This is a genomic window from Achromobacter sp. ACM04, from assembly GCF_014851465.1.
Classification (GTDB): Bacteria; Pseudomonadota; Gammaproteobacteria; order Burkholderiales; family Burkholderiaceae_B; genus Achromobacter; species Achromobacter aegrifaciens.
In genome coordinates, this window is sequence record NZ_JACUZS010000005.1 from 324,201 (window position 1) to 341,662 (window position 17,462).

General features: G+C 64.6%; 13 protein-coding genes. 1 reads left to right on the forward strand and 12 read right to left on the reverse strand.

Annotated features, from left to right (window positions below; all coding sequences use genetic code 11):
- Positions 1-10: 10 nt before the first annotated feature.
- The gene (locus IB259_RS26865) at positions 11-1,141 is read right to left on the reverse strand and encodes an MFS transporter (RefSeq protein ID WP_192330591.1); all 1,131 of its coding nucleotides are present in this window, start codon (positions 1,139-1,141) and stop codon (positions 11-13) included.
- A gap of 92 nt (positions 1,142-1,233) precedes the next feature.
- Here IB259_RS26865 and IB259_RS26870 point away from each other — a divergent pair, with 92 nt between their 5' ends.
- A complete protein-coding gene (locus IB259_RS26870; RefSeq protein ID WP_192330593.1) occupies positions 1,234-2,001 on the forward strand; it encodes a helix-turn-helix transcriptional regulator in 768 nt (255 codons plus the stop codon).
- Positions 2,002-2,031: 30 nt separating this feature from the next.
- On the opposite strand, the gene IB259_RS26875 is transcribed toward IB259_RS26870, so the two are convergent.
- From IB259_RS26875 to IB259_RS26925, 11 genes are all read right to left on the reverse strand, one after another.
- Positions 2,032-3,345 carry a type II toxin-antitoxin system HipA family toxin gene (locus tag IB259_RS26875; protein WP_255509603.1) on the reverse strand — a complete coding sequence of 438 codons (1,314 nt, stop codon included), beginning with the start codon at positions 3,343-3,345 and terminating at the stop codon, positions 2,032-2,034.
- 43 nt (positions 3,346-3,388) lie between these two features.
- Entirely contained in the window at positions 3,389-3,649 is a 261-nt protein-coding gene (locus tag IB259_RS26880) for a helix-turn-helix domain-containing protein (RefSeq protein WP_054455917.1), read from the reverse strand.
- Between the two features lie 185 nt (positions 3,650-3,834).
- Positions 3,835-5,055 carry a polysaccharide lyase family 1 protein gene (locus IB259_RS26885; RefSeq protein WP_054455409.1) on the reverse strand — a complete coding sequence of 407 codons (1,221 nt, stop codon included), beginning with the start codon at positions 5,053-5,055 and terminating at the stop codon, positions 3,835-3,837.
- 12 nt (positions 5,056-5,067) lie between these two features.
- The gene (locus IB259_RS26890) at positions 5,068-6,972 is read right to left on the reverse strand and encodes a Vi polysaccharide transport protein VexE (protein ID WP_192330595.1); all 1,905 of its coding nucleotides are present in this window, start codon (positions 6,970-6,972) and stop codon (positions 5,068-5,070) included.
- Positions 6,965-8,140: a sugar ABC transporter gene (locus IB259_RS26895; protein WP_119449878.1), complete on the reverse strand. Its 1,176-nt coding sequence runs from the start codon at positions 8,138-8,140 to the stop codon at positions 6,965-6,967. The genes IB259_RS26890 and IB259_RS26895 overlap by 8 nt, the downstream gene beginning before the upstream one ends.
- A complete protein-coding gene (locus IB259_RS26900) occupies positions 8,118-8,834 on the reverse strand; it encodes an ATPase (protein ID WP_054455412.1) in 717 nt (238 codons plus the stop codon). The genes IB259_RS26895 and IB259_RS26900 overlap by 23 nt, the downstream gene beginning before the upstream one ends.
- Positions 8,835-8,843: 9 nt before the next feature.
- The gene (locus IB259_RS26905; RefSeq protein ID WP_119449877.1) at positions 8,844-10,184 is read right to left on the reverse strand and encodes an ABC transporter permease; all 1,341 of its coding nucleotides are present in this window, start codon (positions 10,182-10,184) and stop codon (positions 8,844-8,846) included.
- A 7-nt stretch (positions 10,185-10,191) separates the two neighbouring features.
- Complete coding sequence (locus tag IB259_RS26910) at positions 10,192-11,346, reverse strand: polysaccharide biosynthesis/export family protein (protein WP_054455416.1); 1,155 nt, start codon at positions 11,344-11,346, stop codon at positions 10,192-10,194.
- 41 nt (positions 11,347-11,387) lie between these two features.
- Complete coding sequence (locus IB259_RS26915) at positions 11,388-13,442, reverse strand: glycosyltransferase (RefSeq protein WP_192330597.1); 2,055 nt, start codon at positions 13,440-13,442, stop codon at positions 11,388-11,390.
- On the reverse strand, positions 13,439-15,919 hold the full coding sequence (locus IB259_RS26920) for a hypothetical protein (protein ID WP_175161982.1): 2,481 nt from the start codon (positions 15,917-15,919) through the stop codon (positions 13,439-13,441). The genes IB259_RS26915 and IB259_RS26920 overlap by 4 nt, the downstream gene beginning before the upstream one ends.
- Positions 15,920-15,958: 39 nt before the next feature.
- Complete coding sequence (locus tag IB259_RS26925; protein ID WP_119449874.1) at positions 15,959-17,218, reverse strand: nucleotide sugar dehydrogenase; 1,260 nt, start codon at positions 17,216-17,218, stop codon at positions 15,959-15,961.
- Positions 17,219-17,462: the final 244 nt, after the last annotated feature.

Consider the following 17,462-nt stretch of genomic DNA (forward strand, 5'->3'; position numbering starts at 1 on the left):
GAGCCCCGCCTCAAGCGCGATTCCGCCATTTCACGTGCACGACGGCCGCGAACAGGGCACAACAGCCCAACAATAGATCCAGCCTCTGCCCCAATCCCGCAAGAACCAACGAGGCCCCCAGCAAGTTGTAGTAGATCAGGCTCAGGATCGCGCCAGCCGTCCCCGCGGCGCAGGAATAGGCGCGCAGGGCGTGGGCCAGGATGTTTGGTATCGCGATCGCGTAGGCGGCTGCAATCACGGCCATGCCGATGAGAAACGCGGGGCTCCGGATTAGCGCGACAACCAGCACCGCGCCCACCAACATCAGGACGATACCCAGCAGGACGAGGCGCTCGGACGCGCATCCTCGCCGCAACAGCGCCGTGTTAAGGAACGCGCCGCATAACGAAGCCGCCGCCAGCACCAGGCCGCTTGCCCCGAAACCGATCCAGACGTCCTCCCACCGGGAATACAGGAATGGACCCAGTTGGTAATAGCCGAAAATCGCCAGGTTGAAAATGGCGATCAGCGCCGCGCTGCGCCAGATCGCCCGATCTTGCAGCATGGCGCGCAACGTCGGCCAGAAGGGCACCGCCGCGTGCGGCCGAGGCCGAGTTTCCGGCCACCGCAACGCGCTGGCCGCAAGCAGTGCGACGGCAATCAGGACAAGCGCGAAAAAGACACCCACGACCCCGCCGGCCTCCGCGATCTTCTGTCCGGCATACATGCCGACCGCAGGACTCACGGCCAGCGCCATCCCCAGAATCGAAAAGACCTGGGCCAACGCCGCGCCCCGGTAGCTATCCCGCAACGCCGTCTGCGTTACGATTGAGCCCACGGCGGCACCGAAGGCGCAGATCAGCCTGGCTGCGAGCAGCTGCGTGAAATCGCCCGCCGCCATGGCCCAGCCCGCGCCCAGCGCATATAGCGCCAGCCCTGCCAGCAGCGCCGGCCGGCGGCCCCTGGAATCACATAGACGGCCCCAAACCACCACGCCGAAGGCAAAGGCCACAAACCAGAGCGACAGCGTCTGCGCAGCTTCCTCTGGTGTGGCTCGATAGGCAGTTGCGATCAACGGCAAGGCGGGGCTGTACATCGTCTCGACGATCTGCGGAAAACTCAGCAGCAGGATAACGAGCACAAGAGGCGGACGGCGGAACATGGCGGTATCGGTAAACGTAGAGCCCGTTTTTTAGCCGGGCGCTGCCGTCGCCGTTGTAGCCAGGAAGACAATAAACATCGGAACTCGGACAAATGGCCAGGCTTGCACCCACCGACGCGTTCAACCCCGACACCATGGCCCAGCCGGTGACGGGCATCGCGTCGCGCCTGATACAGCACGACTCCGGCCCGCATAGCCACGGCCGAGGCCAGCTGCTCTTCGCCCACGCCGGCTCCATACGCCTCGCAATGCCGGGGTTGATCGCGGTGTTGCCTCCCATCCGCGTGGCATGGATACCGCCAGGAACCGAGCACCGCGTCCTGATCCGCGGCGAAGTCGAGTACCGCTCGATCTATCTGGACCTGGAGCGTGTCGCGGCGCCGGCGGCCGCCGCCGCCATACTCTCGATGACGCCGCTATTGCGCGAGGTCTTCGAGCGCATCAGCCTGGAACCCTTCGACACCGACTGGTCCCAGGGCGCGCCGCGCAACCTGCTGGCCGTCTGCATGGACGAATTGCGCGCGGCAAGACGGGAACCCATGCTGCTGCCCGTACCCACGGACCGCCGCCTGGCCGGTCTGGACCTGGAGGAACTGCCGCCCGAACTGGAAGCCCTGTCGCAACGCGTCGGTGCAAGCGCGCGCACCATTACACGCATCTTCCAGCGCGAGACCGGCATGAGCTATCAGGCCTGGCGGCAGCTCTGGCGCCTGCTGCGCGCGGTGGATCTGCTGGTTGCGGGCCAGAGCGTGACCGCAGTGGCGTTCGATCTGGGCTTTTCCAGCGACAGCGCGTTCATTGCGTACTTCCGCCAGATGACGGGGGAAACGCCGGGGCGGTATGTACTCAACGAGCGATGAATTGCAGTAGCCGCTACGCACGCGGCAAAGCTACGCGGCGAGCCTGTCCGCCGCCGCCTGCAAGCCGCCGAGTATGCCGTCTGCCACCGCCTGCGGAAATCCGGGCGGCAATCTGGCGCGGACCATGCGCACCGCCTCGGGCGTGCGCGCGATCAGATCGTCCACGACGAACTGGACTCCCTGGCCGTCCGGCGTCACGACGCCATGTCGCGCGCCCACCGTCAGCCAGTGGCGCCGCTGGATGTCGCGCATGCGCCAATGCGGGTTCTTCGAACGCACCGCCATCGCCATCTTCGCGCGGACGGGCGACAGTTTGCCTGGCCCTTCGCCCAGGATCGGATAAGCGGACAGCACGTCGTATAGCGGGGTGAGTTCATATGCCCCGCCGGGCCGCAGGAACAGGCTGAAGTTCTTCGCGTGGCCGTCCGTTGCGCACAGCATCCAGAACAGGACCTGGGCCTGGAAAAACGTCCGCCGGTCTTGCTCTGCGTGGCGCGAGGTTTCGAGCAGACTCATGATGCGGTCGATGCCGGGTCCGCCGTCCGCCTCGTACTTCAGGTGCGGCGGGGTGCCGGTGGCCTGGCACATGTCTTCCTGCGGCAGGCGGATGAGACTACGCTTTCCGTTTTCGGCGTCCTGCCAGCGGCGGTCGAAACGTTCGACGGCGAGCACCTTCACGTCTTCGAAGCTGAGTACTTCCGTGCGCGCCACGGGCATGCCGTAGGCAGCCAGGATCTCCGAGCACAGCCATTCGTTTTCCACCGATTCGCTCAGGTCGAACTTCATATTGCCGACCAGCCCCAACGGCAACTTGAGGATGTGAGTCGTCGGCGTGGCGCCTTGGGGCAAGCACCATTGCCCGTCCATCCGCAGCAAGGCGGTCTTCTCTTGCGCACCTGCGATGGAAATGCGGAAATCATCCTCAGCGATGGCCAGGCCGCCGAGAGGCGCCGGCGCCAGAACGCTGCGCAACAGCTGCGCAACCTGGGCATCGTTCAAGGGCGAGGCTTGCACCGACGTCACGTCGGCAGGCGCTGTTCCCGCAGGCAGGATCTGCAAGGCGCCCGCGCAATCGCGGCCGATCTCGGCAAGCAAGGCGAACGCGTCGGTCGAGCCTGCCCGAAACCGGCGTGCAACCCGTTCGCGGATTTCCTTGCTGTCGGGCAGCAGGTTTTCGAAGTATGCGCGGACGACGTCGCCCCGATGCGGGCCATTGCCCGGCGTGAAGGGCAGGGACAGCGACAAGGGCCTGCCCGGCGCGGAGGCGACCCAGTCCTTGTCGTACTGCAGGACCTCGCCGGCGTGGGGTCGATTGCTCCACTCTCCGACATATGTGCCATTCATCCATAGGCCCAGGACCTGCGTGTGTGAGCGTCGCCCCATGGCTTTACCAGCTGGGTTCGGATGTTGTTTCGGGTCCCGGCTGCGCCCCTTGCTGGCGCAATACCATTTCGACCCCCAGGATGCTCAACAGCTGCAGCAGCCGGTCTGCGCTTACCTTGTCGGCATTGCGCTCCAGGGCGGACAAGGTCTGTTGTGTGACCCCAAGGCGCAAGGCCGTGGCCGCCTGGGTCAAGCCGGCCTCTTTGCGGAACCCCTGGAGCAGGGCCGGCAATTGTGTCGCGGTGCGTACGGTAAAATCCATAATACAAATCCCAAGCTGTATTTCAGATATACAAATTCTAGGCTGTAAACCTGAAATACACAATGTGATTTGTGGTTCTTTTACAGCCTATGATTTGTATTTCTTAAAAACAAATCATAGGCTGTATTTCACCGATAACGCCAGGCTTCAACTCGCATGGTCCGGCTCCGCTTCTGCGAACCGTGCGACTACCGGCCTGCTGATCCCCCGCAACCCGTCCCGATCCTGGACACCGGCAACGGCGTATCGCCGCCCGTATTCCCCGCGTACTTGCGGATCTTCTCCGCCAGCTCCGTCGTAGGCTTTTCGTAGCCGTAGCAATAGGGCGGCGTCGGCGCAGCCTCGGGCCTGTAGTCCTGCAACACCGGCTTCGCATCGCCCAGGTACAGATTGTCCTTCAGGCGCAGGAAGGCCTTGTAGTCCCGCGTATAGCCGTGTTCGTCCTTCCGCGTTTCATAGGCTCCGCGGTCCGATTCGCCGTTTTCCAGCGCGCTGCGCTTGGCGGCGATGGGAATGTAGTGGCAGTAGTTCACGTTGATGCCTTCCACCGTCGGGAAGAACTCGGGCTCCACGCATTTGCGTTGCGTGGAGTTCTTGAAGATGTTGCCTTCGACCAGCGCCTTGGCCTCCAGGCTGAAACTCATGCCGTAGAAATCCCAGTCTTCCAACAGATTGTTGAAGAGATGGAAGGTGCCGAATTGCCCGCGCGGATTGCGCTGCACGGTGTTGAGGAAGTAGTTATGGTGCAGCGTCACGCGCGCGATCGAATCGCGGTCGTAGTTTGCGTAAAGGTTCTTCGAGGTGATGTTGTTGAGCAACATGACCTTGTTGGAATTGTGGAACTTGGTCCATGAGATCGTCACATCGGTCGAACCGTTCTTCACGTTCAGCAGCCGGTCCGACATCCGCGACAGATCCATGTGGTCCACCCATACGTCGCGGCTGTTGTTGGCCACGTTCACCGCTTGCGTCAGCCGCGACAAGCGTCCGTCTATGGTCAGGTGCGTGAGGATGACGTTCTTGCTGCCATATACGCCCAATCCGTCGTCGATCAGGGTCACGCGCTTGCCGCGCCCGTCGATGGTCGTGTTGGACGGCACGCGCAGCTGCTTATCCAGGACGATGGTCATGTCGGAGGCGAAGCGTATCCATGTGGGTCCCTTCTTTGCCTGCGCGAGCGCGGCGCGCAGCGTTCCGGGACCCGAGTCCTGATCGGACGTAACGTCGATGAACTTTCCGCCCAGGCCGCCCGTGGCCTGGGCGCCGTAGCCCTCGCGCTGCTGCAGCAGCGCGGCGACGGACGGACAATGCTCGTCCGGACTTTTGCATGCGTCGGCGGCGGCCGCAGCCCCGCCGTACGACATGGCCAGGACAAGCAGCCAGCGCGCGGTCTTGATTGCAGCCTTCATCGGCATTCGCTCCTATTGCTGCGCGGACTTGTCCGCGGCCGTGACGTGGCGCCAGATGCCGCCGCTCAGGCGCAGGTTTTCCGGAGGACCGGCAAGATGCTCCCTGAGCCGTTCGAAATAGGCCTGCTGCCAACGCAGGGAATACGCCTCGGCGTCCTCGCCAGGCTTGGGCGCGGGCAACATCTCCAGCGTATAGGCGACGCGACCGTTCTCCCAGCGCGGTGCGTAGAACACCGAAGGCACGCCCATGCGATGCGCGAGGTGGGCCGCGAAGCCGGAGTACGTCACGTCCTGTCCTTCGAAGGTGGTCCGTGGCGCCGCCGGATTGGCCGCCCCGTCTATCGCCAGGCATAGCACATAGCCCGAAGTCAACGCGCGCATGCAGGCCTTGGCGACCTGCGCCTCGGTTTGGTCGGCAGTGGAGATCAGGGCTGCGGAGTAGCTGCTCTGCGCGATGCTGGGCGCGGTCGCCAGCCAACGCGACGGAATGCCCACCAGTTCCAGCGCCATCAACCCGGCGTACATGGGACCGACGTGCGCGGTGGCCACCACCACGCCCTTGCCCCCCGCCAGCAGCGGCGCAAAGAAGCGTTCGCCGGCATCCAGCTCTCCCAACACCTGCATGGCTTCTTCGACGCTCTCCTCGCGGCATTCGAGCCAGTCGAACAGCAGGTGGTCCACCAGGTGGCCCCAGCGCGCACGGCGCTCCCATTGCGCGCGGTCGATACTGGTGTCGCCGCGCATCGACCAGGCCCAGTCCAGGCGCGCCTGCGGGATCGGGGCGGTGTGCAGCCGTTCCTCCAGCTGCGCCATGGCCTCGTCGAAGGTCGCCGGCAGCCGCTGGCCGCGTTGCGCCACGTACTGTCCAAAGAGCGCCTCGGCCTCCTGCTTGCGCCCCGCCTGCGACAGCGCGCTGATGGCCGCGCGCTGCCAGAGCTGCTTTTCGGGCGACTTCTCCAGCAGATGCATCATCTGGTCGGCCGCCGCGTCGTACTGCAGCGTGTAGCGCAGCGCGCGTGCGTAGAAAGCCCGCGTCTGTTCCAGGTCTGGCGCCAGGTCGATGGCCTGCTTCAACGGCGTCAGGGCTTCCTTGTAGCGTCCGGCGCGCAGCAGGGTCTCGCCATGCAACGTCAGCAGCCTGACATCCGCGGGCGCCGCGCTCAGGCCGGCCTCGAAGTGCGCCAGCGCATGCACCTTGCGGTCATTCTCGTTGCCGCGCCGCAGATGCGCCAGGCCCAGGGACGAGCGCAGGACCGCGCAGTCGTGGCCCGCGTCCAGGGCTGCGCCGCCAAAGCGGATCGCCGCCTCCACCCTGCCGTCATCCAGCAAGGCGCGCACCGCCATCGTCGCCACGCGCTCGTTGGGCAGTTCTCGCGGGTCCAAGGCGGCAGCCATGCCGGCCGCCTCGACCGTATCGCCGTTGCGCACGAAAGCCATCAGCCAAGGGTAGGCTTCGCCGGGTTCGTTTTCCGCCAGGTTCCGGGTCGCGCGTGCGACCTCGGCAGCCTCGGCCACACGGCCGGCCTGCACCCGCAACTGGATGCGCGCCGCATGCAGCGCCGCCGCGCCGGGTTCGATGCCGCCGGCGGCGTCCGCCTCGGCGATGGCGCGGTCCCATTGCTCGGTGCGTCCGAACAGGCTGGCGAGCAGGCGGCGCTCGTCGGCGCGCGCGGGATAGACCGCGACCATGATCTCCAGCGCGGCGATCGCGGCGCCTAGCTTGCCTTCCCGCACCAGGGGCGAAACCAGCAAGCGGCGGGCGTCGCGCCAACCGTCCGCGGCCTCGCGCAGCGCCGGCTCCAGCATGGGCATATCGTTCAGCGGCTCGGCCGCGGAATGAATCTGCTTGATCACGTCACGCAAGCGTGCCGTGGCATCAGTGCCGGCGGGACGATCCGCAATTGCCGTATCAACCATGACGCAATCCCCTCAACAACGCCAACGCCACCCGAGCGATGAACATCAGCACAAAGCCCAGCGCCAGCGCCTGCAGCAGCAGGATTCCGGTACGCGGACTGCTCGGGCGGTCCGTGGGTACTGGCTGCGCGATGATGGACAGGTAGCGTTGCAGCCGCAGCGTGTCCGTCATGGCCTGCTGGTAGGTCTGCTGCGCCAGGGTCAGGTTCGAATCCGCGAACGCCTGGGCGTTGCGCAGCGCTTCATAGGACTTGAGCTGCTTCGCTTCCGTGTTGCCCGCGCCGCTCAGGCGCTGGCGCACGGCCGCGATCCGCTTCTTCAGGGAAGCCACCTGCATCTCGGCGGGCCGCAGCATGAAATGGTCCTTGTTGCCCAACGCGCGGATCTTGTCGAGATTGATCTGCGCGGTGTTGAGCTCCCCTTCGAGCTGGCTGGACAGGTTCAGCAGCATCGTCACCGTGGCCGTGGGATCGATGTTGCCGTGCGTGGTCCGCCATGCTGTCAGCGTTTCCCGGGCGGCCAGCGCCTTCTGCTCCGCGAGCTTGACCGCCTCCTCGCTCACTTTCAGCTTGTCGGCGACGCCTTTCTCGTTCATCGAGCTGACGAAGCTCTCGGCCAGCTCGATCAATGCCCGGGACAGCAGCGCGGCATCCTCCGAGGAAAACGCGCTCACGCGCAGCACGTCGATCTGTTCCAGCGCGTTGAAGGAGACCTTTACCGAGGCCTGGTAGGCGCGATAGAGATCGTCCTCGCTTGAGTCCTCTGCAAGATGATTCACAGGGTCCATGCCCGCGCGGATCAGGTACTGGCGCAGGCCGACCTTCTTGTCGAGCTGCTGCATGGCATCGCGCGACTTGAGGAAATCGGCGACCGCCCAGCCATCCACGAAGCCGCCGAGCATGCCGCCCGCGTTGCCCGTGGTCAGCAGGCTGGCCGCAGCCCCCCCGCCGCCTTGCTGCCCGGAGGCCGACTGCACGAAAAAGCGCGATTCCGCCTCGTAGCGGGGCGTGGCGAAGAGCAGCAGATACGCCAGGGCGCACGCGACCGGCGCCAGCACGATGAGCGTGTTGATCCAGCGGTGACGGCGCCGCTCTCGCAGCGCCGATTGCCGCTCGCGGCGGCGGCGTTCGATTTCGGACCTGCCCTCAGAGGCCGATTCCGCCCTCATCGAAGCCGCCTCCGAGGACGTCGTCGCCTGTGCCGGATTCGCTCCTTGATCGTCGCGGGGGGAACCTGCGGATGCACTGGTCGAGGTCGTCTTCGATGCTGAGTGCGCTTCGTTCATAAATCAAACCCTTGAAGCAATAGTCCGCCAACTGATTCTGGCGGTAACTGGAAAGAATGAGTGTCCGGCCGACCAGGCGCTCTTCGAACAGAGCCAGCCACAGGCGGGTGAAACGGCAAGGCTCGAAAGGGATGGCCCCTTCGATCACGTAGACATCGAACGCCGGCGCCAGCGCCAGCGCGAAGGAAAACTCCTGCCGCGCGTAGAGCGGCCAATGCTCCATGGGCTTGGCCAGGGTCCTGGGATCGCTGACCAGGTCCGCGACCAGTTCATGCGTGGCATCCGCGTCGATCTCGTACATTTCGCTGACGAAGTCGATCATGCTCAGGCCGTTGGCCTTGCCGCGGATGAATCCCTGGCGCCCTATCGCCCAGGACACGTTGCCATCGTGCTTGACGAAGCCCTGGCGCGGCGGCCGCAGGCCGCACAGCACATCGACGATCTGGCGATGCAATTCCGGCGCGGGCGACAGCAGCGCATAGCGCCCGACCGGAATATCGAGATCAACATTGGAAAGCAGCGCTTGCCTGCTTCCGAATGCATAGGGCTCGTCAGTGACGCCATTGAAATGGATCATCCACTTCCCTCACATCGGCTGGACGTTGGGACGGGCCAGCCGCTCGGCCGCCAACGCAAGCACCATCAAGAAAACCAACGAGGTCAGGAAGTATCCCAAGCTCGCATCGTGCGAGGCGTAAGCCTCGAAATACGCGGAGCGCAGCAGCTGCATGCCGTGCGCCAAAGGCAGCCACAGCATCCAGGGCCGCAGGTTCTCTGGCAACTGTTCCGAAACAAAGAACACGGCCGCGAAGATCTGCAGAAACCGTTCGATGATCGGCGCGAGCCTGAGAAAGAAATGCCAGTAGGTCGCGATCGATCCGAACAACACGCCCAGCGCAGCCCCGAAGCATCCCATCAATACGACGAAAAGCAGAAAACCGGACCAGCTTTTCGGCAGCGTCACGAGTTCCAGCGCATGGCCCGCGCTGATCAGTACCAGGAACACCACCAGATATACCGACACATAGATGAACGCCTGCACCAGCGCGCACATCAAGGGAGTAACGCCCTGGAAGTTCAGCAAACCGCGGGCAGATACGTAGGCCGTGCTGCTCCGGAAGGCGATCTGCCGGAACATGATCCAGGTCGTCGCGCCCAGCAGCGAGAACGTCTGCACGTCCATGCCCATGATGTAGTGCGTGCCCATCAGGATGTACAGCGACGAAATCAGCGTCAACAGCACGACCGGACCCACCAGCGCCCATACCAGGGCGATCCGGCTCTCGCCATGCATCACGCGCAGCTGGTAGATGAACATCGCCAGCAGCGTGCGGCCGACCGGCCGGACCTTCACGGAATGGCTCGGATCATGTCCTTCATGCAGGTCCTGCAAGCGGGCCCGCAGTATCGCGAGATCGCCGGCCTCGTCCTGCGGCACTTCGACTTCCAGCGCAATGTCGTTGCGCGAGGCGTGGCGGCGCGCTTCGCGCGCCTCGTCCTGCTTGCGGCGATCCACGCGGCGCGCATGCGCCGCGGCCAGCCGCTCGTCTTCCGCCACCAGCTTGGCTGGCATGTAGCCGGGCGCGAACACTTCGACGCCGTCGCGGATATCCATTTCCAGCAGGCGCACGATGACGCGCAGGCGCCGGCGCGAAAAATCCGCCAGCGTCTCATCGACGTTGCTGCGCGCGATCTCCGCGTCCAGCTCCGCCTGCACCGCCTCGTACACCGCCCGCCGGGCAGCCACGGAGTCGTGCGGCTCGCCCTGCAGGCGCGCGACCAGGGGCTTGAGCAGGACGGCCGGCGTGGCCTTTGCTTCAAACAATGCCGCCGGATCCAGGCGCCATGCCGCGACGCCGGCTCCTACTGCGTAGCTACTGTCCTTACGGCGCGAACGCCAGCCCTTGATCCTGTCCTCGTTACTCATCGACACGCTATTGGCTTATGCCGGACGAGCCGCCCGAGTCGCTGTCAATGGCGCGCGTGGCGCTGAAGCCGGCGCTCATCGTGACGCGGAACGCGGACAACACCTTCTGCACCTGCGTGAACGGCGCATCCGAGATATAGATGGCCTGGCCTTCCTGCACGGTGAATTCGCGCGCCAGCGCCACTTGCTCCGGACGCGTCAGATCGAACTGATAGACCACCGGCAGCAGATCCGGCTTGCCCTCGGCGCCGGCCTTCGCAGGCGTGAACAGGAACACGGAACGCGGGTCCGCCAGCTTGTCGTCCAGGCCGCGGGAATCCGCCAGCGCATCCAGCACGCTGTAGTTGCGCTTGCTGATGGCCACGCGCCCCTGGGTGCCGGCCGCGCCCAGCACGGTCAGGTACTCCTTCGAGTCATAGGCGGTGATGACATCGCCCGCGCGCAGCAGGATGTCGTTGTTCTGGTTGCGGTAGATATCCGACAGCCGCACCGACGCCACCTGGTTGTCGCGGCGCAGGCTGATGACGAGCTGTTCGGGGTTCGTCTGCACCGGCGCGGCCTGGGCCAGCGCGCTGCTCAGGCGCTGCGAGGTCTGGGTGATGGGATACATGCCGGGCTTGGTCAGGTTGCCCTGCACCGTCACCATCTGGCCGCGCGCGTCCGCGGCGCGCGTCACGCTCACGTCGGCGCCGACAACCAGCCTGGCCAGACGAGCGACGACGGCATCATGCAGCTGCGCCAGGGTCATGTTGGCGGCGTGGAACTTGCCAAGGATGGGAAACGTCACGTTCCCTGCCGGGTCGATCTCCTGGTTGCCCAGGTCGCTCACACCGGAGGGGTCCGCCGCGAACACGCCCAGCCCGCCGCGCTCCCAAACCTTCACATTGATGCCGTCGCCGGGAACCAGGCGGTCGAATCCGGCCTGCGTGAGATCGCGGTAGCGCACGGGAAAATCGGCCACATCGGGCACCCGGCTGGCCTGCACCAGTTCGCGCGAGACGGGCATCACGATGACGTCCTTGTCATCGTGCGCGCCCGTCATTTCGCTCAGCATCGGGCCGGAACGGGGCAGCTGGCACCCCGCGAGAGTCAACGTGGCAAGAACCACCATGGTCAGGGCTGCCTTGCGTCGCAGCCCTGAACCCGGGACGTACATATGCATAAGATCCTTTCGTTTCCGCAGCTTGATCGGTTGGACGCCAATCAGGCTTGCATCAGGCGCATGGGTTCGATATCCATGCGTTCGTCGTTCTCGGACACCACGGGCATGCACAGGCCCATGAACTTGGTCAGCATGGCGTCAAGCGAGAACAGCTTCTGCGCGCGGTGACGGCTGTGCTGCCTGAGCTGCTCGTTGCTGCGCACCTGGTCGACCATGGATGCGACTTTCTCGCAGGCCTCGTGCAGATCCGGGTGATCCACGCAACTGAGCAGATGGCCGGTTTCGTTCTCCACAAAGCACTCGCCAGCGCCGCCAGCCGGAGTCGAGATCACCGGCACTCCCACCAACTGGGCTTCGATCAGCACGTTGGGCAAGCCTTCGTAACGCGACAGCAGGACGCTGGCATCCATTTGCGAATACCAATAGCCCACGTGGTTGGAAAGACCGACCAGCAAGAGCCTGTCCGTCACGCTCAGCTCTTCGGCCAGGGCCTCGATGTTCTCGCGCAGCCGTCCGTCTCCAACGATGACGAAGCGCGCCTGCGGCCTGTCCTTCAGGTACATCGCCGCCAGCTTGATCCACAGCTGCGGCCGCTTGTCCGGCTCCAGGCGGAACACGCCGCCTATCGTCTCGGTGGCGTCGTTCGTGCTTTCCTGAAAGGCCTTCCACTTTTCCTCATCCACGGCCGAAGCGTCCGTCGACAAATCGGGCACGCCGTTGTAAAGGATGTGAAAGCGCGTGATCGGGATGCCCAGCCATTCCGAGTAGGCTTCCGCGGCCTTGCAGCTGTTGCTGACGAAAACCACCCCCGGCACCTGGGCCAGGGCCTGGTACAGCTCGGGATATTCTTCGCGGAAGCGGTCCTTGCGGATGTTCGGCGGCAGTCCGCGGAAGACCAGGTGTATGGTCGGGGCGCCAGCCAAAAGCGCCGCCAGCGCGCCGAACAGGCAGGTTCCGTCCTGCCACAGGCTCACCACGTCGAACGGGTTCTCGCGCAGCACAGGCGTAAGCCGGGTCACGCCGTAGTGCACCGGAGGCGGCAACTGTTCCAGCAGACGGCTCAGGCTGCCCTCGGGCATGGATTGATGGGACACCGACACGGCCGGCAGCTTGTTGATCTCCGTGACCGGAATCTGCGCCTTCACCAGCACCGGCAGGAAGAAATCCAGTCCCTGCTTCTTGGTGGAGCCCGCGGGCTCGGTGTGCTGCTTGACCATGACTTCGACTTTCTTCGGCATCATGATCACGTCTGCCGGCCGGCGCTCGGGCGACTCCGCCAGGCGGGTCAGTTCGCCCGCAAGCCGCGTCAGCTGGCGCTCGGCGCCGCCGGGGCCAAGACTGCCCGTGACCAGCGCCACCGACACCGGCTTCTCCGCCGACTGCTCGACGATCTTGCGGTCGCGGAAGTGCAGGATCGCATGCTTCATGGACACGATCCTGACATCCTTGCCCACCAGCCCCTCTTCCGACTCGAAGCGTTGGTAGAAGGCGTAGTCGCTGGCCAGGTCGTTGGCCAGCTCCGCCGCCTTGCTGCCAGGCGTCAGGTGCTTCATGACGGGCGCGATCGCGTCGAACGCGTCGGCCAGCAGCCCGCGCTTGCGCAGGCGCTTGGCGAACTCGACGCGCATGTTGCGGTCGGTGTTCTCGGAAATCAGCCGGCGAAAGAGTTCGTCGGACTGCTCGTGCGCGCGGATGTCGCTAAGCAGCTTGGCCCGCGCGAACAGGCGGTTGGGATTCTGCGTCGAGGGCGGCAGATGATGGTCGACCAGGGCCAGGGCCTCATCGATCTTGCGTTCCTTCACCAAGCGCGTCGCGCAGTAGCGGACGATCAGGAAATCGTCCGGGCACTCCTGCAACAGCGTGGCCCACTGCTCGGCCATGCCTTCGTTCAGGCCCGCCGCTTCCTTCAGCCTGAGCAGCAGGAAGCGGACCTTGGAGTCTGCCATGTGCTCGCGCGCCAGTTCCTGGGCGCGGGACAGGTTTTCCTGGGCGACTTGAACCCGCACCGACGCCGTGACGATCTCTTCCAACCGGGCTTGCACCGCTTGCAGATCGGATGCAGCCTCCGCTCGCTCGGTAGTCAATGGGGGATTCATGCTGCCTTCCTCCGGTTGATCTTCTCGATCCACACGAGGCAGCGTTCGATGTAGTGATCGAACTGCGCCGGATTTTCGGAACGTTCCTGCAACTTGCGCCAGTACGGCAGGGCCTGTTCGAAGCGATGCAGTCGCATGGCGCCCACGGCGGCCAGGCGCAGGCCGATGGGGTCTTCCGGAACCAGCTTCAGGATGCGCTCGCCCAACGCCAGGCGTTCGGTCGTGCTGGCCGAATCCAGCGCACGCGCTTCGGCGTACAGCACGGCGATGATGCGCCGCTTTTCATGGTCGACTTCCGACATGCCGGGCCAGGACTGCGCAACACGCTCCAGCAGGTTCCAGGCTGCCTGGTGATCGCCGGAGGAAAGGATCTCGCGCGCGCCTCGGATGGCGCGGGGTCCCAGCCTGCCTAGCTGGCGCTGCGCTTCGTCCTTGGCGCCCTGGTCCGCGCCGGCATGGTCGAGCACGGTCTTGTAGGCGTCGATGGCCTCGCCATACCAGCCGCCGTGGAAGGCTACCCGCGCAAAATGCAGCTGGGTGCTGAACGAGGCGGAATCGCCGGCGGCAGCTTGCTCGAGGTGCCGCATGGCGGTCTTCTTGTCGCCTAGCGCGTCGGCCGCGCGGCCGCGCATGGCATGCAGTTCCGGGAAATCGATCTGGCTGTCCAGCGCGATGTCGGTAAGGTCGATGACTTCCTTGTGATTGCCCGCCACCAGCGCGGCCCGCACGCCCAGGCGCATCGCACGCTCGAAGGCGCGCTGGGCGCGCACGCCGGCCAACGCATCGGGAGTCAGCAGGCGATGCGCGCAGATGCGCTCCGCGGCATCGCGCAGGCGTCCTTCTTCCAGCGCGCGGTTACCTTCCTCGGCCCAGGCCTGCGACTGCGAATTCAGCCAGGCAACGATATCCTCATGCTCGCTGCTCGCCAGCTTGCACGAGACCGCCAGCGTGGCCGCGGCCATGATGCTGCCGCGCCACGAGGCTTCCTTGACCAGCTCCAACGCGTCGACATCATTGAGCACGGGCGACTCGGACGCCAGGTTGCGCAGTCCGGCGCGATCGCCGGCCAGCAGCCGGTCGCGCCACAGCATGGCGAAACCGCGGCCATACGCGGGCATGGCCGCACGGACCTCGTGGACCCAGCGTATGGCGGATTCCATGTCGCCGCTGGCCTGCAGCAGCGCGAGCACGGTGTCGGCGGCTTCCACCGCGATCGCGTCTTCCGGAGAAGAGATGCGGAACAACTGCTTCCAGTTGCCCAGGGTCTCGTCCACATATCCCAATTGGCCCGCGGAAATCGCCGCGATGCGCACGATTTCGGGGGTTTCGATCTCATCGCCCAGCAAGCCTGCAGCCAGCGAATACGCCACGTCATGGCGTCCCAGCTTGAACTGGTTGCGCATCAGGATCTGCTCAGCCTTGCTGCCGGACGCCACCGCGCCGTCGGCGCTGCCCAGGAGCGCCAGCGAACCTTCGTAGTCGCCCAGCTCTTCCTGGATGCGCGCAAACAACAGCGTGTGGTCGGGCAAGCCGGGATGGCGGCGCAGCACCTCGCGCACGCGGCGCGAGGCTTCGCGCAGTTCGCCCGAATCCCAGAGCTTCTCGATGCGGTCGGCGCTTTCATCGGCGGAGAGCTTGGGCGCGGAGGGCTGCGTCGTCGACGCATCCAGGCGCGGACGCATGAAGGTCTTGAACCACTCTGCGCACAGGCGTTCGGCGAAAGCCGGCGTGTAGTGGGTCAGGTCCAGTCCGCCATTTTCCATGGCCTCGGCCTGGCCGATCTTGTTCATCAGCGGCGTCGGGTCGTAGCAAGGCACGCCGATGCGCTGCGCGCTGGCGAGCACCGCGGCGATCAGTTGCTGGCGTTGCTCGATGGGCGCGTTGTCCGGCGTCATGGCATTGACGTGCGTGACGAACACCACTTTGTCGCGGCCCAGCAGGTCGACCAGCTGGTTCATTTCCTGCTCGATCTCCTCATCTGTCTGGTCACGCTTGACGATGCGGGCGAGCAGGTTGCGGTCGTCCGGCGTAAGCGCCTTGAAGACCGGGTCCTGGTCCAGCAGCGCGCGGCGCTCGGCCAGGCGGTCGGCGTGGGCCATGGACCAGAACATCCGGGTGCGCGTGCGGTCGGCGAAGAATTCGCTGAAGTAGCGCACCAGGTAGTTGGACTGTATCGGGTAGCCGTCTATGGTCAGCAGCTTGCGCGAAGACAGTTCGACCACATAGAGGTCAGCCGGCTTGTGGGCGCCTTTGCGCGCCTGCTCGCCATTCGAAGGCCGGAAGATCACGCGCTGGACGTCGGCAGGGATGTCGCCCTGGCCGAACATGAATCGCGCCTGCTGCAGCGCCTCGGCGCTGGTGTGCACGAAACCGTAGTTGCGCCCGAGTTGCAGCTTGATCGGGTAGCGGCCCACGGCATCGCGCAGCGGCGTATGGATGCGGCAGGTTCCAATCGGAGCGGTGGTAAAAGCAGCCATTCGGAGGCTCTCCTCTAGTGATCGATAGTGAGCCTGAACTTAAAGAGTCCAGTACAGGAGGTCGGACTGAAGCCGTTTGCTGTCGAGCACGGACTTCAGGTCGCACACCATGCCGTCGCTCTTGACCAGCGTCGGCAGGTCGTCCCAAAAGGTGTTCATGGTTTCACGGTGCGGCACCGCCAGGATCAGCACATCCATGTCGCGGAACTGGTCGCGCTCGACGAGCTTGATGCCGTACTCGTGCTCCATCTGTTCCCGATCGGCCATCGGGTCGCACGCGACCGGGGTGATGCCGTAGGCGCCCAGGGCGTTGTAAAGATCGACCACCTTGGAGTTGCGGATGTCGGGCACGTTTTCCTTGAACGTCATGCCCAGGATGCCGACGCGGGTCGTGGCATTGAGGCGGCCGTTGCGGGCCAGGGTCTGGACCACTCGCGAAGCGACGTGGCTGGCCATGCCGTCATTGATGCGACGGCCCGACAGGATGACCTCGGGGTGATAGCCAAGCTCCTGCGCCTTGGACGTCAGGTAGTACGGATCGACGCCGATGCAGTGACCGCCCACGAGACCAGGCGAAAACTTCAGGAAGTTCCACTTGGTGCCGGCGGCTGCCAGCACTTCCGAGGTGCGGATGCCGACCAGATCGCAGATCTTCGACATTTCGTTCATCAGCGCGATGTTGATGTCGCGCTGCGTGTTCTCCAGCACCTTCGCCGCCTCGGCGACCTTGATGGAGGAGGCGCGGTGCACGCCGGCGTCGATGATTTTCTCGTACACGCCGGCAATGACTTCCAGCGATTCCTCGTCCTGGCCGGACACGATCTTGACGATCTTCTCCAGCGGATGCTCGCGGTCGCCCGGATTGATCCGCTCGGGGCTGTAGCCCAGCTTGAAATCGACGCCGCAACGCAGGCCGGACACCTTCTCCAGCTCCGGTCCGCAGATTTCCTCGGTGGCGCCGGGATGGACGGTGGATTCAAAAACCACGATGCAGCCGGGGCGCAGCACGGGGCCGATCGAGCGGCAGGCGCGCACCAGCAGCGAAAAATCGGGGTTGTTCTTTTCGTCGACGGGGGTCGGTACGGCCACGACGAAGAAATCGCAGCCTTCCAGTTCCGAGATCTGGTCGGTGAACTGCATCGGGGAGGCAAGCAACACGTCGCGTTCGATCTCGCCGGTCCAGTCATCACCCTCTTTCAGCCGTGCGATTCTCCGCTTGTCCACGTCAAAGCCGATGACATCAAAGCGCTTGGAAAATGCGACGGCTACGGGCAGGCCGACATATCCAAGGCCACACACTGCGATTCTCTTTACCACGGGGGACCTCACTGTTTTCGTCGTGTCGAAGACACTAGAAATTGACACCCGGGGGCACGAAATCGATGCAGAATCGAATATGTTTGCCCCGGTTCGGGCGGGCGTATTGCTTAAGAATATTTACAGCTCGATACTTGATTAGGCGTACCAAGCGGCGAGCCAACGAATCGTATAGGTGGCAAACAGCAAAATTCTTTCTAAATATTTTTATTGCTGTGCAAGTAAG